This window comes from Arthrobacter sp. AZCC_0090, from assembly GCF_014207375.1.
In the GTDB taxonomy this organism is placed as follows: Bacteria; Actinomycetota; Actinomycetes; order Actinomycetales; family Micrococcaceae; genus Arthrobacter.
In genome coordinates this window covers 25,528-44,307 of record NZ_JACHEE010000009.1, presented here as the reverse complement: position 1 = coordinate 44,307, position 18,780 = coordinate 25,528, and the positions used below count along the sequence as shown (strand labels likewise).

Annotated in this window: 19 protein-coding genes; 14 read left to right on the top strand and 5 right to left on the bottom strand. The window is 63.7% G+C overall.

Features of this window, described 5'->3' with window-relative positions; translation table 11 throughout:
- Nucleotides 1–62 precede the first annotated feature (62 nt).
- The 3 genes from HNP00_RS14760 (at nt 63) to HNP00_RS14750 (ending at nt 2,281) form a co-directional block, all read left to right on the top strand.
- Nucleotides 63–1,301 carry an MFS transporter gene (locus tag HNP00_RS14760; protein ID WP_184740397.1) on the top strand — a complete coding sequence of 413 codons (1,239 nt, stop codon included), beginning with the start codon at nt 63–65 and terminating at the stop codon, nt 1,299–1,301.
- 90 nt (nt 1,302–1,391) lie between these two features.
- Complete coding sequence (locus HNP00_RS14755; protein ID WP_184740395.1) at nt 1,392–2,057, top strand: winged helix-turn-helix domain-containing protein; 666 nt, start codon at nt 1,392–1,394, stop codon at nt 2,055–2,057.
- The gene (locus tag HNP00_RS14750; protein WP_184740393.1) at nt 2,054–2,281 is read left to right on the top strand and encodes a 2-nitropropane dioxygenase; all 228 of its coding nucleotides are present in this window, start codon (nt 2,054–2,056) and stop codon (nt 2,279–2,281) included. The genes HNP00_RS14755 and HNP00_RS14750 overlap by 4 nt, the downstream gene beginning before the upstream one ends.
- A gap of 60 nt (nt 2,282–2,341) precedes the next feature.
- Here the strand turns inward: HNP00_RS14750 and HNP00_RS14745 are convergent, their stop codons facing one another.
- The gene (locus HNP00_RS14745; protein WP_395797851.1) at nt 2,342–2,845 is read right to left on the bottom strand and encodes an Lrp/AsnC family transcriptional regulator; all 504 of its coding nucleotides are present in this window, start codon (nt 2,843–2,845) and stop codon (nt 2,342–2,344) included.
- A gap of 131 nt (nt 2,846–2,976) precedes the next feature.
- Here HNP00_RS14745 and HNP00_RS14740 point away from each other — a divergent pair, with 131 nt between their 5' ends.
- Nucleotides 2,977–4,140, top strand: a complete 1,164-nt coding sequence (locus HNP00_RS14740) for a PLP-dependent aspartate aminotransferase family protein (protein WP_184740391.1) — start codon at nt 2,977–2,979, stop codon at nt 4,138–4,140.
- 6 nt (nt 4,141–4,146) lie between these two features.
- Here the strand turns inward: HNP00_RS14740 and HNP00_RS14735 are convergent, their stop codons facing one another.
- Complete coding sequence (locus HNP00_RS14735; protein ID WP_311770582.1) at nt 4,147–5,424, bottom strand: MFS transporter; 1,278 nt, start codon at nt 5,422–5,424, stop codon at nt 4,147–4,149.
- A 104-nt stretch (nt 5,425–5,528) separates the two neighbouring features.
- On the opposite strand from HNP00_RS14735, the gene HNP00_RS14730 reads away from it, so the two are divergent.
- Entirely contained in the window at nt 5,529–6,503 is a 975-nt protein-coding gene (locus HNP00_RS14730) for a LysR substrate-binding domain-containing protein (protein ID WP_184740387.1), read from the top strand.
- 34 nt (nt 6,504–6,537) lie between these two features.
- Nucleotides 6,538–7,467, top strand: a complete 930-nt coding sequence (locus HNP00_RS14725; RefSeq protein WP_184740385.1) for a BadF/BadG/BcrA/BcrD ATPase family protein — start codon at nt 6,538–6,540, stop codon at nt 7,465–7,467.
- 118 nt (nt 7,468–7,585) lie between these two features.
- Here the strand turns inward: HNP00_RS14725 and HNP00_RS14720 are convergent, their stop codons facing one another.
- Complete coding sequence (locus HNP00_RS14720) at nt 7,586–8,632, bottom strand: pirin-like C-terminal cupin domain-containing protein (RefSeq protein ID WP_184740383.1); 1,047 nt, start codon at nt 8,630–8,632, stop codon at nt 7,586–7,588.
- Between the two features lie 50 nt (nt 8,633–8,682).
- On the opposite strand from HNP00_RS14720, the gene HNP00_RS14715 reads away from it, so the two are divergent.
- The 8 genes from HNP00_RS14715 (at nt 8,683) to HNP00_RS14680 (ending at nt 16,927) form a co-directional block, all read left to right on the top strand.
- Nucleotides 8,683–10,482, top strand: coding sequence for a beta-galactosidase family protein (locus tag HNP00_RS14715; protein ID WP_184740381.1), 1,800 nt, complete (start codon nt 8,683–8,685; stop codon nt 10,480–10,482).
- 9 nt (nt 10,483–10,491) lie between these two features.
- Nucleotides 10,492–10,950 (top strand): NUDIX hydrolase, encoded by a 459-nt coding sequence (locus tag HNP00_RS14710; protein ID WP_184740379.1) that lies wholly within the window; start codon nt 10,492–10,494, stop codon nt 10,948–10,950.
- A gap of 136 nt (nt 10,951–11,086) precedes the next feature.
- Nucleotides 11,087–12,172, top strand: coding sequence for an ABC transporter ATP-binding protein (locus tag HNP00_RS14705; protein ID WP_311770581.1), 1,086 nt, complete (start codon nt 11,087–11,089; stop codon nt 12,170–12,172).
- On the top strand, nt 12,172–12,894 hold the full coding sequence (locus tag HNP00_RS14700; RefSeq protein WP_184740377.1) for an ABC transporter permease: 723 nt from the start codon (nt 12,172–12,174) through the stop codon (nt 12,892–12,894). Before HNP00_RS14705 ends, HNP00_RS14700 begins: the two co-directional genes overlap by 1 nt.
- On the top strand, nt 12,891–13,637 hold the full coding sequence (locus HNP00_RS14695; RefSeq protein WP_184740375.1) for an ABC transporter permease: 747 nt from the start codon (nt 12,891–12,893) through the stop codon (nt 13,635–13,637). The genes HNP00_RS14700 and HNP00_RS14695 overlap by 4 nt, the downstream gene beginning before the upstream one ends.
- Nucleotides 13,634–14,578: an ABC transporter substrate-binding protein gene (locus HNP00_RS14690; RefSeq protein ID WP_184740373.1), complete on the top strand. Its 945-nt coding sequence runs from the start codon at nt 13,634–13,636 to the stop codon at nt 14,576–14,578. The genes HNP00_RS14695 and HNP00_RS14690 overlap by 4 nt, the downstream gene beginning before the upstream one ends.
- A gap of 224 nt (nt 14,579–14,802) precedes the next feature.
- Nucleotides 14,803–16,023, top strand: coding sequence for a pyridoxal phosphate-dependent aminotransferase (locus tag HNP00_RS14685; protein ID WP_059387460.1), 1,221 nt, complete (start codon nt 14,803–14,805; stop codon nt 16,021–16,023).
- Between the two features lie 49 nt (nt 16,024–16,072).
- Nucleotides 16,073–16,927 carry a polyphosphate kinase 2 family protein gene (locus HNP00_RS14680; RefSeq protein WP_184740371.1) on the top strand — a complete coding sequence of 285 codons (855 nt, stop codon included), beginning with the start codon at nt 16,073–16,075 and terminating at the stop codon, nt 16,925–16,927.
- 61 nt (nt 16,928–16,988) lie between these two features.
- On the opposite strand, the gene HNP00_RS14675 is transcribed toward HNP00_RS14680, so the two are convergent.
- Nucleotides 16,989–17,231 carry an exodeoxyribonuclease VII small subunit gene (locus HNP00_RS14675; protein WP_184740369.1) on the bottom strand — a complete coding sequence of 81 codons (243 nt, stop codon included), beginning with the start codon at nt 17,229–17,231 and terminating at the stop codon, nt 16,989–16,991.
- Between the two features lie 3 nt (nt 17,232–17,234).
- The gene (gene xseA, locus HNP00_RS14670; RefSeq protein ID WP_184740630.1) at nt 17,235–18,536 is read right to left on the bottom strand and encodes an exodeoxyribonuclease VII large subunit; all 1,302 of its coding nucleotides are present in this window, start codon (nt 18,534–18,536) and stop codon (nt 17,235–17,237) included.
- Nucleotides 18,537–18,780: the final 244 nt, after the last annotated feature.

The following is an 18,780-nucleotide window of genomic DNA, read 5'->3' as shown; positions in this document are numbered from 1 at the left end:
GCCGTACCGTCCCGGCCCACAAGGCCAGGTTTCGTGATGGCCGCTGAGGCGAAGGCACGGAAATGACTGTCTTTAGCGAACTGCGCATGCGTCCGGCTACCGCCGAGCGCTGGGGCTGGGATGCTTCCACCACGGCACGGCTGGTCTTGGCCGGCGTCGTGATGTTCACACTGCTTGTCGGCGCCAACTTGGCGAGTCCGCTGTATCCGCTGCTTCAAGCGGAACTGGGGATGACTTCACTAGGCGTGACGATTGCCTTCGCGAGCTACGTCCTGGCGCTGGTGGCCGTCCTGATGCTCGCCGGCCACTGGTCGGACCATATCGGCAGGCGAGCGGCGCTGGTGCTGGCTGTCCTTGTGGGTCTGGCGGGTGGACTCGTCTTCGCCAATGCGGACAACCTCTTGATGCTCTCTGCGGGGCGCATGCTCCAGGGTGTTGCGGTTGGTCTCGCCACCGGGGCGAGCTCGGCAGCGCTGCGGGAATTGCTCCCGTACCGGCCGGAATGGGCCTCGCGTTTCACGTTGCTTTCGTCTTCCGGCGGCGTGGCCGCCGGTCCTGCGATCGGCGGACTGCTTTCGCTGCTCCCGGGTGCAACGTCTACGCCGTTCATCATCCACGCGGCAGTGCTGCTCCTTCTGCTGGTCCCGCTGTTGCTTCTCAAAGCGCGGCCTGCGATTCGGCCTGCCGAAGGTCCGCGGCCGTACACGGTCCTCGCCCCTCGCCGGCCCTCGGTGTCGAGGGAAGCGAGGGGAGCATTTTGGCTCGCCTCGAGCGTGGGATTCCTGAGCTTTGCCGTGTTCGGATTCTGCCTCTCGCTCGCGCCTGGCTACTTCGCCGTCGTCGTGCACGCCGATTCCCGCCCCATGACCGGGCTGCTCGCGGGGCTAACGCTGGGTGCGTCCGCGCTCAGCCAACTGCTGACCGTCCGCGGCCGGTTCGCAGTGTCCGCGGGATTGGCCACGTTGGGGGTTTCCATTGTGCTGGTCGGCGCGGCCGCATCCCTGTCCAGTCCGGTGCTGTTGGTGGCAGCGAGCCTGTCTGCCGGAGTTGGGCAGGGGATCGCGTTCCGGCTGGTGTTCAATGACGTTGCCAGCAAGGTTGAGGCATCCCGGCATGCCCAGATCATCAGCACGGTCTACGTCATCACCTACCTCGGCAGCGCTGTGCCCGTCATAGGGCTGGGACTGGCGGCTTCGGTACTCGGACTGGGCGTCGCGGCCAACTATTTCACCGCGGTGTGCGGGTTGGCAGCGATGGCGCTCGCCGCCGTGTCCTTCCGCAGGGTGCTCCGGAAGGGCTAACGACGGCCCATCCGCCAAGGTCAAGTTCGCAAAGGTTGATTTGCAAAGAAATGCTTGCAAAGGTTTCTTTGCAAGAGTAGCGTTTCCGGCATGGACAAGGTGCAGGAACCGGAATTCCCCGTCCGCAAGGTCGATACAGCATCACTCAAAGCGCTCGCGCACCCCCTGCGCGTGCAAATCCTCGAGATGCTTTCCCGCTACGGAGCGCAGACGGCCTGCAGCTTGGCCGAACTCTTGAATGAATCCAGCGGCGCCACGAGCTATCACCTGAGGCAGCTTGCCAAATTCGACTTCGTCCGCGAGGTCAAGGGCAAAGGGACTGCGAGGGAGCGGTGGTGGGAGCGGCCCAAGGGTGCCATCCAGATCACCTCGCCCGAAATGGCCAATTCACCGGCAACCCAGGAGGCTTCGCGGCTGGTCACCCGCGAATTCGAGCGTGGCAGGCAAGCTGTACTCGCCGATTTCATGGCCCACGGCATGGACTCCTTGGACGAAGAATGGCTGGAGGCAGCCATCGTCAACACCGCTAATGCGCGGATGTCCGCGGAGCAGCTCGGACGCTATGCCCATGCCATGGAGACGATGGCCTACAAGCTGCTGGAGGAAATCCGGAGCGAGCCCGAGCCGGAAGACGCCCGTCCCGTGCAGATCCACTTCAACGCATTCCCGATCCTGGGCGTCCCCGCTTGGGCCGGGGACAAAAAATCCCGCGACGCGAAGTCGCACGCCGCAACCATCGAAGGGAAAGAGTCATGAGCACTGCCACCGCATCATGCGGCACCTACCGCCCGCCTTCCATCCTGGAGTCGGCAGCCGCCGGAATCGGAGCCAATCTGATTTCGTGGGCCGAGCGCAGGCGCTACATCCCGCCGGTCGACGTGGCCCTGCAACGAGCGGCCTTCAAGCGCCGGCAAGAACTTGGTGATCTTCGCCGGGACGCCATTGGGGCTTCACACTCGGGCCTCGAACCACGGCACTGAGCAGGATCGAGCCAGTAGCAAGATCGGCGAGCAGTAAAACCGAGCCGCCTAAGGCAACCGTTATTCCGGCAGCGGTCCGTGGTTGCCCTGGATGTGGGCAAAGACCAAGGTGGTCTCGGTGTGGCCCACTACGGGGTCCGTGGCGAGATTGTCCAGGACCCAGTCGCGGAGATCGTCCGTGTTGGCTACTGCGATGTGCAGCAGGTAGTCCACGGAGCCCGAAGTGTGGAACGTGGAGATAACCGCGGGGAGCGCCGGAACGCGGGCCGTGAAGCGGTCAATCTGGTCTCGGTCGTGAGCGCGCAGGCGCACGGCGATCAGGGCCTGCACCGAACGCCCGATTGCGGGCAGGCTGAGGACCGCTTCGAAGCCCTCGATAATGCCGCGCTCGGAGAGTGACCGTGTGCGCATGAGGGCTGTAGACGGGGCAATTCCGACTAGTTCGGCCAACTGCTTGTTGGAGATCCGGGCATCGTCGACCAAAGCTGCGAGGATGCGTTCGTCGATTGCATCCAAGGGCTCGCTCATGCCGACGGGCCGAACGTTCTTCGGGGTGGTGCTCACGGATCCTCCTGAAAGTGCTGTCTATTCATCATAGGTGCCGGTTTCCGCACAATCCATTCATTTGCACTGTCAAAGTCCGAATTATTGCCAGATACTTACCGAATTCAACGGTGAATAATTCAAGGAGAGCAGTGACAGCCATCGACACACTTGCAGTCCACGCGGGCCGGGCCGGACTCACGGAACAAGGCGTGCACGCCATTCCCATCGACCTCTCAACTACTGCGCCCCTGCCCTCTGTTCACGACGGCGGCCTGGCCTACGAGCAGATGGCCACGGGCGGCGTGCCCCTCGAAGGTCAAAGCACTGTGTACCAGCGTCTCTGGAATCCTACGGTAGCCAGGTTCGAAGACGGCGTAGCGGCGCTCGAAGGTGCAGCGCAATCTGTCGGTTTCGCCTCAGGCATGGCCGCCTTCAGTGCCGTGCTGCTGGCAGCCCAATCGGAAGGCAAGACGCACGTAGTTGCGGTTCGGCCCCTGTATGGCGGCACGGACCACGTGCTGGCCAGCGGCCTCCTTGGCAACCAAGTCACCTTCGTCAAGGCCTCCGGCGTGCGGGACGCCCTTCGCCCGGACACCGGCCTGGTGGTGGTGGAGACCCCCGCGAACCCGAGCCTGGACCTCGTAGACCTGGCCCGTTTGGTGGCCGATGCGGGCGATGTTCCAGTGCTCGTGGACAACACTTTCGCCACTCCGATTCTCCAGCAGCCGCTCAGGCATGGCGTCGCGATGGTGCTCCACAGCGCCACAAAGTTCCTGGGCGGCCATGGCGATGCCATGGGCGGCGTGGTGGCGACAAGTGCGGAATGGGCCACGCGGCTCCGCCGGGTCCGTGCGGTGACCGGGGGCATCCTGACTCCCTGGCCCGCCTACCTGCTGCACCGGGGCCTGGCGACCCTTCCCATCCGGGTCCGTGCCCAGCAAGACAACGCGCACAAGGTCGCGGCTGCCCTCGCCAGCCACGAACTCGTCGCCAAGGTGTACTACCCCGGGCTTCCCGAATGCGATCCCTTGCACCTGGTGGGAACACAGATGAGCGGTCCAGGTTCGTTGATATCTTTCGACCTTGAATCTGCCGAGCACGCGGAGCGTATTCCAGGAGCGGTCCGGCTCATTACGCACGCGGTGTCGCTGGGAGGAATCGACACGCTCATCCAGCACCCCGCCGGTTTGACCCACCGCCCCGTGGCGCCGGAAGCCAAGCCCCAAGCGCGCATGCTCAGGCTTTCGATCGGCCTGGAAGACCCCGCCGACATCGTCGATGACCTGGTCCAGGCCATCGAGTCCACCCGGTAGCGTCCGCTATTCTCCCTGCCCGGCCGGTTTCAAAGAGGGGCCGACGACGGTGCCCTCCCGCGCCGGGGAGCGGTGCACGACGGCGGTGATCACCGCCGTCGTGCACCCTAGGGCGATGACCGCCCAGGCGAGTGCGGTCCACCCGAACGCCTGGAAGGCGAGCCCGCCGGCCCAGCCAATGATGCTTGAACCCAGGTAGTAAGAGAGGTTGTACAAGGAGGCGGCTTGCGCGCGCCCGCTCGTGGCAATGGTGCCGGTCCAGCCTGCTCCGATGCTGTGGGCCGCGAAGAATCCGCCAGTGAAGACCACCAAGCCTGCCAGGATCGCTGCAACGTTGTCCCACAGGGTGAGTCCAAGGCCGGCCGTCATGGTCGCGATGCCGCCGAGCAATACCGTGCGCCGGCCAAAACGCATGGACAGCCCAGCTCCCCAACGGGAGCTCACCGTTCCGGACAAGTAGGCCAGGAAGATCAGGCTTACTACGGTGCCAGGCAGCCCGAACGGCTCCGCATGCAGTCGGAACCCGAGGTAGTTGTAGACGGCCACGAAACCGCCCATCAACAGGAACGCCTGAACATAAAGGGCGAGTAGCCGCGGATTGGAAGAATGGCCCGCCAAGGTCTTCATTGCACCGCCGAAACCGCCCGCTGAACTAGGACTGAAGCGGCGCGGCTTCGGGACGAGGACCAGGAACAGGGCTGCCGAGACCGTGGCGAGGACGGAGACCGCAAGGGCGGCGGCCCGCCATCCCCACAATTCGCCGATGGGCCCCGCGAGCAAGCGGCCGGCAAGTCCGCCGAGGGTGGTGCCGGCTACGTAGCTCCCTGCGGCCAGTGCGGCGTGCACCTTGTTGACTTCTTCGTTGAGGTACGCGATGGCGATGGCAGGAATACCACCTAAGGCCATTCCCTCCAGCGCCCTCAAGCCTAGGACGAGGGGAAAGGTGGGGGCCATGGGGACGAGCAGGCCCAGGACGGTGGCTGCCGCGATTCCGATGGCCATGGCACGCACGCGGCCAATCTTGTCGGCCACGAAAGACCACGGTAGTACCGTCGCCGCGAGTCCTATCGTGGCCAAGGAAATGGTGAGTGCCGCCTCGGCTGCCGTGATGTGGAGCTCGTTGGCCATGAGTGGCAATACTGCCTGGGTGGAGTAGAGCTGCGCGAACGTGGCGACGCCGGCCAGGGCCAGCCCGGCGAGGATCTTCCGGTACGCAGTGGAGCCCTTCAGGTGGCCTTCCCAGGGGGATTCGGAGGTGCTCTGGAATGCTGCGCTTGTGCTCACCTTTTCACAGTACGGCGGCACGAAGTGATGAATCCAATGCATGATTCATCTAGGATTGATAGCAAAATTGGATGAAAGCTTCGTGACGGCCTGAGGTGGCAAGAATGGACATCGAACACAAGCAATTGGTCCAGCTGCTCCCCATGTTGCCCTTGCTTGCCGAGCTAGGCCGGACGGAACACATCACCGAGACGGCCGAACTGCTCGGAGTACCCCAATCAACCGTGAGCCGGGCGCTGGCCCGGGCTAGCGCCGTCGTCGGGACCGAGCTGCTCATCCGCGAAGGGCGCGGCGTCCGCCTGACTCCTGCCGCAAAGACGCTGCTTCCCTATATCGAGTCGGCGCTCGCGGAATTCCAAGCCGGGCTGGACGTGGTCCGCCACGAATCCGACGTGGTCCGCGGCCGAATCTCGGTGACCTTCCAGCACACTTTCGGCGAAGCAACGTTGCCCCTGCTCATGAGCGCGTTCCGGAGCCGGCACCCCTCCACGGCCTTCGAACTCAGCCAAGGAGCGCGCGCCGCTTGCCTCGAATTGCTCGTTGCCGGAGACACCGACTTCGCCTTGACGGCACCGGTTGCAGCTTCAGGCCGGAACGTGGGCTCGGCAGCGCTCTACGGGGAGCCGCTGCGGCTCGTGGTCCACCATCGCCATCCAGTCGCGGGGCGGTCCGGCGTTAGGCTCGCCGAGCTCAAACACGAGCCGTTCGTGTCGATGGGGCCCGGATTCGGCCTGCGCTCGCTGACCGACGCGATCTTCCGGGATGCGGGCTTCCGCCCCAGGATTGCCTTCGAAAGCCAGGACTCGCACACCATCCGCGGGTTGGTGTCTGCCGGATTGGGCTACAGCATCCTGCCACCTGGAGGATTAGGTCCGGGACCTCAAGGCGTTCTGGATTCCACGGACCTGGGCTGGGTGGAGGTATCGCTTGAGTCGGAGCTCGCGTACCGGGAGATTGGGATTGCGTGGCGCGAACGACGCAAGGAACCCGATCCCGTGCGTCTTTTCCGCGAGCTCGTCCTTTCCGAAGGCCCCGGACTGCTCGCGGGACTTGTGAAGGCGCGCTCCGGAAGCCAATAGGATCACCCAGTGCGCCCGCGCTACGCTTTTGGACGTGGAGACTGCAGAGAACACGACCCCCCGGCCCGGCGACGCATCGGTCCCATCGACGGTCATCGGCCTAGACATTGGCGGTACGAAGACCCGTGGGGTGCGGTTCGAGGATGGTAGGCCCGTCCGCGACGAAAGCACGGGCAGCTCCAACGTCCAAAACGTCACCCGCGAGGTGGCAGCCGAAAATCTTGCAAGGCTCTTCGCCATGATCGGCGGCGGCCAGGTGGACCGCGTCCTTGCCGGCGCCGGCGGAATCGACACCGACGCCGATGCCCGTGCGCTCGCCGACTTGATCGAGCCCCATGTTCCGGGCGCAGAGGTCACGGTGGTTCACGATTCCCGCCTCCTGCTGGCGGCAGGCGGGGCAAGCACGGGTGTTGCTGTCATCGCCGGGACTGGATCGGCGGCCTGGGGAAAGAACGCCGACGGCGAAGAAGCCCGTGCGGGCGGTTGGGGCTTTCTCCTGGGCGATGAGGGCAGCGGCTATTGGCTGGGCCGGGAGGCAGTGCGTCACAGTCTTCGCCGGATGAACAAAGGGCTTGAACCCGATGGCCTCACCGCGGCACTCTTGGAATCCTGCGGGGTGGACGACCCCAACAAACTCATTGCGCTCTTCCATTCGGAGGATACCGACCGGCGGTACTGGGCTCAGCGGGCGAATGCCGTGGTGGAGACCGCCCGCGAAGGGCTTGAGATCAGCCGCCAGCTGCTGGACCAGGCAGGACGGGATCTCGCGGAACTGGCGGCGCAGGCCGTTCGGCAACTTGGCCTCCCCGGACCGGTGATCCTGGGCGGCGGGCTCGGCATGAATGTGGAGCCCTTGCAGTCCGCCTTCCGGGCGGGGCTGGCCGCGCACGGAATCACCGATGTACGGGTCCTGGACCAGGAACCGGTGTTCGGTGTGCTGCAGATTCTGGCCGAACAGGCCTAAGGCGCCGCGGCGGTCCCTGCTGCGTGACGCGCGAATGAACGGCGGACACGGAGAAGGACTGGCGACGCAGGGAATTCCTGTGTCGCCAGTCCTGATGCGTGTCGCCGGGCTGTGAGCCCTACTCCACAGTCCTGTTTCGGGTCCTCGGCTTGAGCTGGACTCCCGGCATAGGCGGTGCGGGGATGCGCCCGGCCTCTGCTCCCGCATCAGGCCCATGGCCATCGATCAAGCCGAACCGCGCAGCACGGGCGTCGTCGTCGCCCAGGAGCGCCTGGGCTTCCCAATCCTCGCGCGCCTGCTCTACTTCTTCGTGCGTCCGGCCCACGAAGTTCCACCACATCAGGACGTCTTCTTCGAAGGGTACTCCGCCGAGGAGCATGAAACGGGTTCCAGGAGCTGCCTCGACGTGGAGCGATTCGCGGCCGGTACCGAGGAAGGCCAAGGGGCCGGGGTCGACTGCCTGGCCATCGATCACGGCCGAGCCGTCCAGAACCAGGACCGCGTGTTCGAAGACCGGGTTGAGTGGCAGTTCGACGGCGTCCGAGGCAGTGATTTCGACGCCGACAATCGGGCTGTACATGATGGCGGGCGAGCGTTGTCCGGCGAATTCACCGACGAGAACGGTAGCCCTGAAACCATCTGTGGCAACCACGGGTAGATCGACGACTTGTTGGAACGACGGCGTCCGGTGCCGTTCAGCGTCCGGCAAGGCAACCCACAACTGCAGGCCGCGTGAGAGCGGCAGGGGAGCGCCGCCGTCGGGCGTTCCGTCCGCATGAAGTCCTGCCGGCAGGACGCCGAACTCGGAATGCGAAATGCCGCGGCCGGCGGTCATGATGTTCAGCTGACCGGGGCGCACCACGACGTCGCTTCCCACACTGTCGCGGTGCCGAACCTCACCCAAGAGCGGCCACGTGACGGTTTGCAATCCCATGTGCGGGTGGGGGAGGACGCTCATCGCCACCCGATCCGGGCCGAAGCTGTCCAGGAAGCACCACGCTCCCACGGTCGGCAGGCCGCGCTGGGGGAGGGTGCGGGAGACCGTCATGTTGCGGACGCCGCCCAAGGGAACCTCGCGGGACGGCCAAAGCTGCACACAAGGTCCTTGGCCGGGGTGACCGGCGGGGCAGACTTCCTGGGCCGGGGCCGTTTCCAAGTTGGTCACGATACAACTCCATGTGCTGAAATGTTGCTAAATGTACTATTATGTTTGGCGTGAACAATGCCGTTTTGAGCTACCACGACGCCGTCCTCTACCGTTCCGGGGAACGCTACCGCATCCTTGCCGGAGCCATCCATTACTTCCGCGTACACCCGGACCACTGGCAGGACCGGCTGCGCAAGCTCAAAGCCATGGGTGCCAACACGGTGGACACCTATGTGGCCTGGAACTTCCACCAGCCTAGTCCCGATATTGCGCCGGATTTCAGTGGGTGGCGGGACCTCGGCCGGTTCATTGATCTCGCTGCCGAAGAAGGGCTCGACGTCATTGTCCGCCCTGGTCCCTACATTTGTGCTGAGTGGGACAACGGCGGCTTCCCGGCGTGGCTCACCGGCACCCCGGGGATCGGTTTGCGTTGCCTCGATCCTGTGTTCACCGCCGCTCTTGAGCTGTGGTTTGACCATGTGCTTCCCATCATTGCCAGCCGCCAGGCATCAGTCGGAGGACCGGTGGTGGCTGTGCAGATCGAGAACGAGTACGGCAGCTACGGCGACGACCATGACTACATCCGTTGGAATCGCCGCGCGCTGGAAGAGCGCGGAATCACCGAAATGCTGTTCACTGCCGACGGCGGCACGGACTACTACCTCGACGGCGGCGCCATCGACGGGACATGGGCGACCGCGACCCTCGGCAGCCGCGGCGACGAAGCGGTGGCAACGTGGGAACGCCGCCGCCCGGGCGAGCCGTTCTTCAACGTCGAGTTCTGGGGCGGCTGGTTCGATCATTGGGGCGAACACCATCATGTGCGGGATGCCGCCGAAGCAGCCGCGGAGGTCCGGAAAATGCTCGATCTGGATGGCTCCGTCTGCATCTACATGGCCCACGGAGGCAGCAACTTCGGGCTTGGTTCGGGCTGCAATCACGACGGTACCCGTATCCAGCCCACCGTCACGAGCTACGACTCCGATGCTCCCATTGCCGAGAACGGAACCCTCACTCCCAAGTTCCACGCACTGCGGCGCGAGTTCCTGAGGGCGCAAGGGATCGAGGAGCTTCCTCAGCTTCCGCAAGAGCTGCTCGCCAAACCGGCGGTTCTCCCCGCTCAGACGCTGCCGTTGACGCCCGGTCCGGGGCTTCTAGCAATTGCCAGGGCGGCAGGAATCCCTGTTGCCAGCGTCCGTCCCCTGAGCTTCGAACAATTGGGGCTCGACGCCGGCATGGTGCTGTATTCGGCCGAGGCCGTGCTGCCGGGGAAGCCTGAAACCCCGACGGAATGCGCGCTTCGAATCACGGGCTTGAACGACCGGGCCTACATCTGGGTGGATGGCGTCTTCGCGGGAATCCTCGACGACGTCACTGCGCCGGAGGGCCTGAAGGTGACCGGGACCGGGGCTTCGGTCAAGCTGGAGATCCTCGTAGAGAACCTGGGGCGGATCAACTACGGACCCCTGACCGGGCACGGCAAAGGAATCCTCGGCGGCGTCCTGGTCAACCAGCGGTACACCTTCCACTGGACGCAGACGCCAGTGCGGCTCGCCGAATGGGGTTCCGAGGAGATCGTGCAGCTCGCCGGGGCAGAGTTCGTGGCGGGGGAAGCCGCGGACACGTATCTCGCCCTGTCCGACTCAGGAAAAGGCTTCGTTTGGATCAACGGCTTCCTCCTTGGCCGGTACTGGAGCATCGGACCCCAAAACACGCTTTACGTTCCAGCACCGCTCATTCGGACCGGCCGCAACAGCATCAAAGTGCTTGAACTCGAAAAGCCCGGCACCGTGGTGGAACTTTGTGAAAGCGCCGATCTTGAGGCAACAGACAACTCGGAGATCGCGGAGGCGTTGCTGCCCGCTTAGGCTGGCTCCATGAGCATCGAGTTCGATACCCGCCCGGCAGCCTACGGAGTGGTCATCCGTGACAGTGCAATCCTTCTGGCCTATTGGAAGCAAGACGGCAAAGAAGGGTGGACCCTCCCCGGCGGAGGCTTGGACTTGGGGGAGCACCCCGTGGATGGTTGCCGCCGCGAGATCCTGGAGGAAACCGGGTACGACGCCGACATCGGAGCGATGCTCGGTATCGACGTCGGACACTGGCCGGGCGAGGAGCGGCTGGACGGATTGGACCGTGGATTCCAGGCGATCCGCCTGGTCTACGAGGCGAGCATCACGGGCGGCGAACTGACCCACGAGATAGATGGCAGCACTACCCACGCGGCCTGGGTGCCGTTGGACAAGGTACCCGGATTGAACCGTGTTTCCCTGGTGGACATCGGCCTCCGCTTGCACAGTGAAAGGCCCGTCAACGGAAAACTCCCGACGTCCTGAGCATTGCCGATTCATTACGGTCTTCGCGCCTGCGCTGACATCGTCGGTGGTGCTGGCTAGGCTGTAGAAACATCAGGTCACTGTTGAATCGTTTCCATCGTTGATATTGCCGCCTAGCAGTGAGGTAAGCCCGGGAATGGCTGAAGCCATGATTGAGTTCCAGAGCGTCACCAAGCAGTATCAGGGCGGGCAACCCGCGGTTGATGGATTGAGCATGTCCATCGACAAAGGTGCAATCACCGTGTTCGTCGGGCCTTCGGGCTGCGGAAAAACCACCTCGCTGCGGATGATCAACCGCATGGTGGAGCCCACGTCGGGCACCATCACCGTGGCCGGCAAGGACGTTTCGAACGAACCGGCTGCCCAGTTGCGCCGCTCCATGGGATATGTCATGCAGTCCTCAGGGCTGATGCCTCACCGCTCGGTGCTGGACAACATCGCCACCGTTCCGAGGCTCAACGGTGTCTCCAAGGCGGCAGCCCGCAAACGCGCGCAAGAATTGCTCGACGTCGTCGGGCTGGCTTCTGTGCTTGGCAAGCGGTACCCGTCCCAATTGTCCGGCGGCCAGCAGCAGCGCGTCGGGGTAGCGCGAGCGCTGGCGGCCGACCCGCCGGTACTGCTCATGGATGAGCCCTTCAGCGCAGTGGATCCCGTGGTTCGCGACGAACTCCAGCGGGAACTCCTCCGGCTTCAGCGCGAGCTGGCCAAGACCATCGTCTTCGTCACCCACGACATCGATGAAGCCACGGTGCTCGGCGACAAAGTGGCCGTCTTCGCCGTCGGGGGCAAGCTGGCGCAATATGCGGCGCCAGAAGAGATCCTTCGTGCCCCCGCCAACGATTTCGTGGCCTCTTTTGTTGGACGCGACAGGGGATTCCGGCACCTGGCCTTCAACGCCGCCGATGCCGTGCCGGTGCATCCTGTCAAGACCGTCGACGCGTCGCAACTCGGCGCGAGCAGCGGCGAATGGGCATTGGTGCTCGACGGCGACTCCCGGCCCATGGGATGGGCCTCGCCGCGTGACGGGGCCGGACTGGTTCCCGGAGGTTCCCTGTTCCGGCGTGGGGATACGCTCCGCCGGGCGCTGGATGCGGCTTTGTCCTCGCCTTCGGGCCTCGGCGTGGTGGTCGACGACGGCGGCAGGCTCGCCGGTGTCCTCAAAGCGGAGGAAGTGCTGGCCCTGATCGAAAAAACCCGGCACAACCGGGAGGATGCCCCCTGATGGAATGGTTCCTGGCGAACAGCGGAATGGTCTTCCAACGGGCGGGTGAGCACCTTGTCCTGGCCCTGATTCCCATGGTTTTGGGGCTGCTCATCGCCGTGCCCCTGGGGCAACTGGCTCGCAGGAACCGAACCCTCAGGGCCGCGGTCACCACGGGAAGTTCACTGCTGTACACCATCCCCTCCTTGGCGCTTTTCATCATCCTTCCGCCGATCCTGGGAACCCGGATCCTGGATCCGCTCAACGTGGTGGTTGCCCTCACCATCTACGCCGTTGCCTTGCTGGTGCGGGCTGCCATGGACGCTTTCGATTCCGTGGACGACGACCTCCGGATGGCGGCCGTATCCATGGGTTTCAAGCCGACCGCTCGGTTCCTGCAGATCGACCTGCCCCTTTCCTTGCCCGTGCTTTTCGCTGGCCTGCGCGTGGTGTCCGTCAGCAATATTTCCCTCGTCAGCGTCGCCGCGCTCCTGGGTGTCGGGAACCTCGGAATGCTGTTCACCGACGGCCTGCAGCGGGCGTTCGTCACAGAGGTAGTGGTCGGCATCATCGCCATCCTTCTGCTGGCCCTCATCATGGACACGGTCCTGGTTCTGCTGGAGAAGCTGCTGACACCGTGGACGCGGGCCAGTGCCGCAACCGCCAAGCAAGACACCAAAGCGGATACCACAGCGGCGCAGTTCATCGCGGATGCCGGGATCCACGCGGAGGCCGGCCGATGAGCAACATCTTCGTCGACACCCTCGCGTGGCTCACGGATCCGGTGCATTGGTCAGGAAGCGGTGGAATCGCCACGAGGCTCCTGGAGCACCTGGAGTATTCCGGGTTGGTCCTGGTAATTGCCGCGGCCATCGCCGTGCCGGTGGGCCTCTTCATCGGCCACACAGGACATGGACGCGTCGTTGCCGTGGCGTTCGCCGGGGCCCTGCGAGCACTTCCCACCCTTGGTCTGCTCGTCCTTTTCGCCCTGTTGGCCGGAAGCGGACTCATGCCACCCGTCTGGGCCTTGGTCATCTTGACGGTGCCGCCCCTCCTGGCCGGGACGTACGCCGGGATTTCCAGCGTGGATCCAACGGTTGTTGACGGAGCCCGGGCCATGGGCATGACAGAACTCCAGATTCTGTTCCGAGTGGAACTGCCCAACGGCCTGCAGGTCATGTTTGGTGGCATCCGCACTGCGGTCCTGCAAGTCATCGCGACGGTTTCCGTGGTGGCCTATCTTCCGTTGGGAGGCTTGGGGCGTTATCTTTTTGACGGATTGGTCCTCCAGGACTTCCCCCGCATGCTCGGCGGGTCACTGCTCATCGCGGCGTTGGCAATCGCCGTCGACCTCATTCTGGCGCTGGTGCAGAAGATTCTGCTCCCGCCGGGACTTTCCATCGATTCCAACGGCGGCCACAAGGCAGCCGGAGATCTCGCAGCCGCTGCACCAGCGGGGGCTGCCGTTCAAGGAGGTACCGCATGAAGCACCCCGTCACCCTGACCCGCCGCGGGCTCGGCGGCCTAGCGGCCGGAGTCGGCGTCGCGCTTGCCCTGAGCGCATGTGGCGGCAGCCCGCTGTCCACGCCGTCCACCAACGCTCCCTCCGGGGCGGGGGGCTCCCTGACCGTGGGTTCGGCAGATTTCCCGGAGAGCCAGGTCATCGCCGAAATCTACGCGGGAGCACTGAACGCCGCGGGCGTCACTGCCACCACCAAACCCAATATCGGATCGCGCGAAATCTACTTCAAGGCCGTCCAGGACGGTTCGATCGATCTCGCTCCGGACTACTCCGGCAACCTGCTGTCCTACCTGGACGCGAACGCTACCCAGGTTTCGGCCGATGACGTCTACAAGGCGCTGCCCGGCAAGCTTCCGCAGGGATTGGGAGTGCTGGACGCTGCCAAAGCCGAAGACAAGGACGCGATGGTTGTTACCAAGGCCACGGCAGAGAAGTACCGGCTCAAGTCCATTGAGGACCTCGCCAAGGTCTGCCAGGACTTCACGATGGCGGCGCCGGCAACCTTCGAGACCCGTGCCTACGGGTTCCCGGGCCTCAAGGCCAACTACAACTGCGTTCTCAAGGGCCTGAAGCCGTTCAGTGACGGCGGCGGTAACTTGACGTTGCAGGCCCTGTTGTCCAACGACGTCCAGGTTGCCGACATCTACACCACCACGCCGTCCATCCAGGACAACGCCTTGGTGGTCCTGGATGATCCCAAGAACAACTTCAAGGCCCAGCAGGTCCTCCCGCTGTACAACAAGGCCAAGATGACGGACAAGGCGAAGGGCGCCCTCAACGCCGTGTCCAAGATCCTGACCACGGACGATCTCATCAACCTCAACCGCGCCGTCAGCGGCAACCAGAAGCAGAACCCCAAGGACGCTGCAGCCGCATGGCTCAAGGACAAGGGGATCGTGAAGTAAGTCCCCACCGCCTCCCTCGCCTCGCTCCGCTCGTCCAGGGAACCCTCCCCGCTACCTCCCCAATCTCGCAAGCTCTATTGGGGCCCCTCGGTAGCGGGGGCCCAGGCGGCGGAGGCCCCTGCCAAGGACGACGGCGGCGGGGGACCCTTTGGGGGCCTCGCCGTCGTCGTGTATGTGAGTGACGTCTCAACTGAAGAACATCCCCGGTATGGCATATTTGATGGATGGCAGAATTCAAGCAGTCCACCAAGCTTCATAATGTCCTTTACGACATCCGTGGACCGATTCTTCAGGCCGCCCAGCAGATGGAGGCAGAGGGTCACCGTATCCTCAAACTGAATATCGGAAACCCGGCCCCCTTCGGATTTGAAGCGCCGGACGCGATTTTGGTGGACATGATCCGCCACCTGCCGCATGCCCAGGGATACAGCGATTCGCGCGGTATTTTCTCGGCCCGCACCGCCGTCTCGCAGTACTACCAGACCCGCGGTATCCAAAACATCCACGTTGACGACATCTACCTGGGCAACGGCGTGAGTGAGCTCATCACCATGTCGCTCATGGCCTTGCTGGAGGTGGGAGACGAGATCCTCATCCCCACTCCCGATTACCCACTCTGGACCGCTTCAGTGGCACTGGCCGGCGGCCGCCCTGTCCACTATCTGTGCGACGAAGAATCGGGCTGGCAGCCGGACCTTGAGGACATGGAATCAAAGATCACGCCTCAAACCAAGGGCATCGTGGTCATCAACCCCAATAACCCCACGGGTGCCGTGTACCCGGAGGAGACCCTCAAGAAGATCGTGGCTCTGGCCGAAAAGCATGGTCTGGTGGTTTTCGCTGATGAAATTTACGAGAAGATCCTCTACGAAGACGCTGTCCACGTGAATCTTGCCGGGCTCACCGGCGACGACGTGCTCTGCCTGACGTTCAGTGGATTGTCCAAGGCCTACCGGGTGTGTGGCTACCGTGCCGGCTGGATGGCCATCTCCGGCCCCAAGAAGGATGCCGCTGACTACCTCGAGGGCATCAACCTGCTGGCCAACATGCGCTTGTGCGCCAACGTACCGGCACAGCATGCCATCCAGACCGCCTTGGGGGGCCACCAGAGCATCAACGATCTCATCCTGCCCGGCGGCAGGCTCCTGGAGCAGCGGAACAAAGCCTACGATCTTCTGAACGCCATTCCCGGCGTCAGCACGCAGCAGGCCAGGGGTGCCCTCTATCTGTTCCCGAAGTTGGACCCCGAGGTCTATCACATCCGCGATGACGAGAAATTCGTCCTCGACCTGCTCAAGGAACAAAAGATCCTTGTCTCGCACGGCCGGGCTTTCAACTGGGTGCGTCCTGATCACTTCCGGATGGTGACCCTGCCAAACGTCAAGGACATTGAAGAAGCGATTGGCCGCATGGCGGACTTCCTCGGGCGGTACCAAGGCAACTAGCCTGTTGTGCATGCCGCGATGAATGCGGCCAGACCGGAGGGGAAGTCGAATGGCCGCCGTTGTGGGTTTCAAGCGCAGTCCGTCGAAGGAACTGAAAGCCGGGCCGGGCTTCTCGCTGTCCGGGGTGGATCCGGAATCGACGCCCGGCTACAGGGGGAAGAAATCCGATGGGGTCGCTTTGCTGGCGGCCCAGGACGACCGCTTGGACGAGCTCCAGGAGATGCTCTTTGCCGAGGGGAAGTTCGGTAGCCCCAAACGGGTGCTGTTGATCCTCCAAGCCATGGACACTGCCGGCAAAGGCGGGATTGTTGAGCACGTCGTGGGATCGATGGATCCGCAGGGAGTCAAGGTTGCCCCTTTCAAGGCTCCGACGGACGAGGAAAAAGCCCACGACTTCCTCTGGCGGATCGAGAAGGCTCTGCCTACCCCTGGATTCGTGGGGGTTTTTGACCGCTCCCACTACGAGGACGTGCTGATTCACCGAGTGCACGGTTGGGCCGATGAGGCCGAACTGGAACGGCGTTATGCAGCAATCAACGAGTTCGAGGCACGACTCGCCGAGCAAGGCACTGCGATCGTCAAGGTCATGTTGAACATCAGCAGCGATGAACAGAAAGCGCGCTTGCTGGCGCGATTGGACGACCCTTCCAAGCACTGGAAGTACAATGCGAGCGATCTCAAGGAACGTGCCCATTGGGATTCCTACATGAAGGCCTATCAGCTCGTCTTCGAGAAGACGTCAACCGAGGTGGCGCCATGGTATGTGGTTCCAGCGAACAAGAAGTGGTTTGCGAGGATCGCCGTCCAGGAGCTTCTCCTCGAGACACTCGCGAAGCTGGACCTGAGCTGGCCGAAGGCGGACTTTGACGTATCGGCTGAACGGGCGTTGGCCGTCGAATCCTAACGTGCCGCCCAAGCCTAATCAACGTGCCTGATGCTCAGCGCGTGGCCGTCGCAAATCCTCGCTATTCCTCGCTCTTGCTCTGGGCCGCGGCAAGCCTCCTGCGGGCACCTTCCAACCACTCTTCACAGCGCTTGGCCAGCGCCTCGCCGCGTTCCCACAGCGCGAGTGATTCCTCAAGGCTTGCTCCGCCGGCTTCAAGGCGGCCAACAACGCCCATCAGCTGCTCGCGGGCTTCCTCGTAACTGAGGGCGTCCAGGTTCTCAGCTGAACCCTTGGCTTCGGGGGAGGTGTTCTCCGCTGTCATCTCTTAGTCCTCATTCTGCTGTTTTTTGCTTGGGTGTCCGGAAGTTCCGGAAGACACGGCTGAGAGACGGCCTTCCGCTAACCGCAGGGTCAGCTCGGTGCCGTCCGGGGCTTGGTCCGGGTTCCGGACGACATCGTGGCCGACGCCGTCCGCTCCCGTCACTTGGACCACCGCGTAACCGCGGTCCAGCGTTTTTTGCGGGGACAAGGCCCTTATCTGGGCGCGGAGGTGGTGCACCTGGTCAAGTGCGCGGACGACGGCGGCGCTCACCGCCGTGTGCGCGTGTTTCCGGAGTCGCTCGACGTCCTCTTCCCGCGCCGTGACCATTCCCTCGGGGGAAGCCAAAACAGGGCGTGACCGTAAAGCGTGGAGTCGATCGGTTTCCCGGTCCACCAGGCGGCCCACGCTACGGTGCAGTTGCTCGCGGGCCTGCCGGACCCTCGCCAATTCTTCAGCGACGTCCGGCACGATCCTCTTCGCGGCGTCGGTAGGCGTGGACGCCCGCAGATCGGCGACGTCGTCCAAGATAGGGTGATCGGCCTCATGGCCAATTGCGCTGACCACGGGAGTAGCCGCAGCAGATACCGCCCGTACCAGTTCCTCGTTGCTGAAGGGGAGTAGATCCTCCAAAGCACCGCCGCCACGGGCGATCACGATCACATCCACATGGGGATCGCCGTCGAGCTCCCTGAGGGCGGCGAGGATCTGGGTGACTGCGGTAACCCCTTGGACCGCGACCTCGCGAATGGCGAATTCGACGGCGGGCCAGCGAAGGGCCGCGTTGCGCAGGACGTCTTTCTTGGCGTCCGAATCGCGGCCCGTGATGAGCCCGATCCGGTGGGGGAGTAAAGGCAGCCGCTTCTTCCGAGAGTCTGAGAACAACCCCTCTGCGGCGAGTGCCTGGCGTAGGCGCTCGATTCTTGCGAGGAGATCGCCAAGGCCCACCGGACGGATGTCTTTGATCGACATGTTGAGCCGGCCGGTCTTAAGCCAGAATTCGGGCTTCACCAATGCGACGACGCGTGAGCCACGCTCCAACGGCACCTTCTGGCGGTCCAGGACATTGGACCACAGCGATGCAGGCAAAGAAATTTCAGCGTCTGTGTCCCGCAACGTCACGAAAGCGCTGCCTCCACGACGGTTGAGTTCGATGACTTGGCCTTCAATCCACGCCGCCGGAGCCCGTTCTATGTGCGTCTTGAGCTTGCGGGACAGCAGTTGCAATGGCCACGGATTGTCCGGGGTGGTCTCCGACGCCGTGGCGGGCAGTGTTGACTCTCCTTTGGGAGACTCCGCGGTTGGCAACGGCTGTGGCGTGGCGCCGGGCACGGCATCATAGGACACGCGGGTAGCCTCCTGCTGGTGGCTTGTGCATGGTTCCGTCCTCGCTGGTACGTTGCTAAGGGCTGCCGGTAGCTCCGCAGCTATGAGTGCTACTGAAAAGTTTGCTGCCTCAAAGTTGGCGGCAGGCTTCCAACTCTATCCATACCTTGTAGCATGCATGACTGACATTTTCTGGTCGTCGCCCCGGCTGGAACTGCTGTACTCC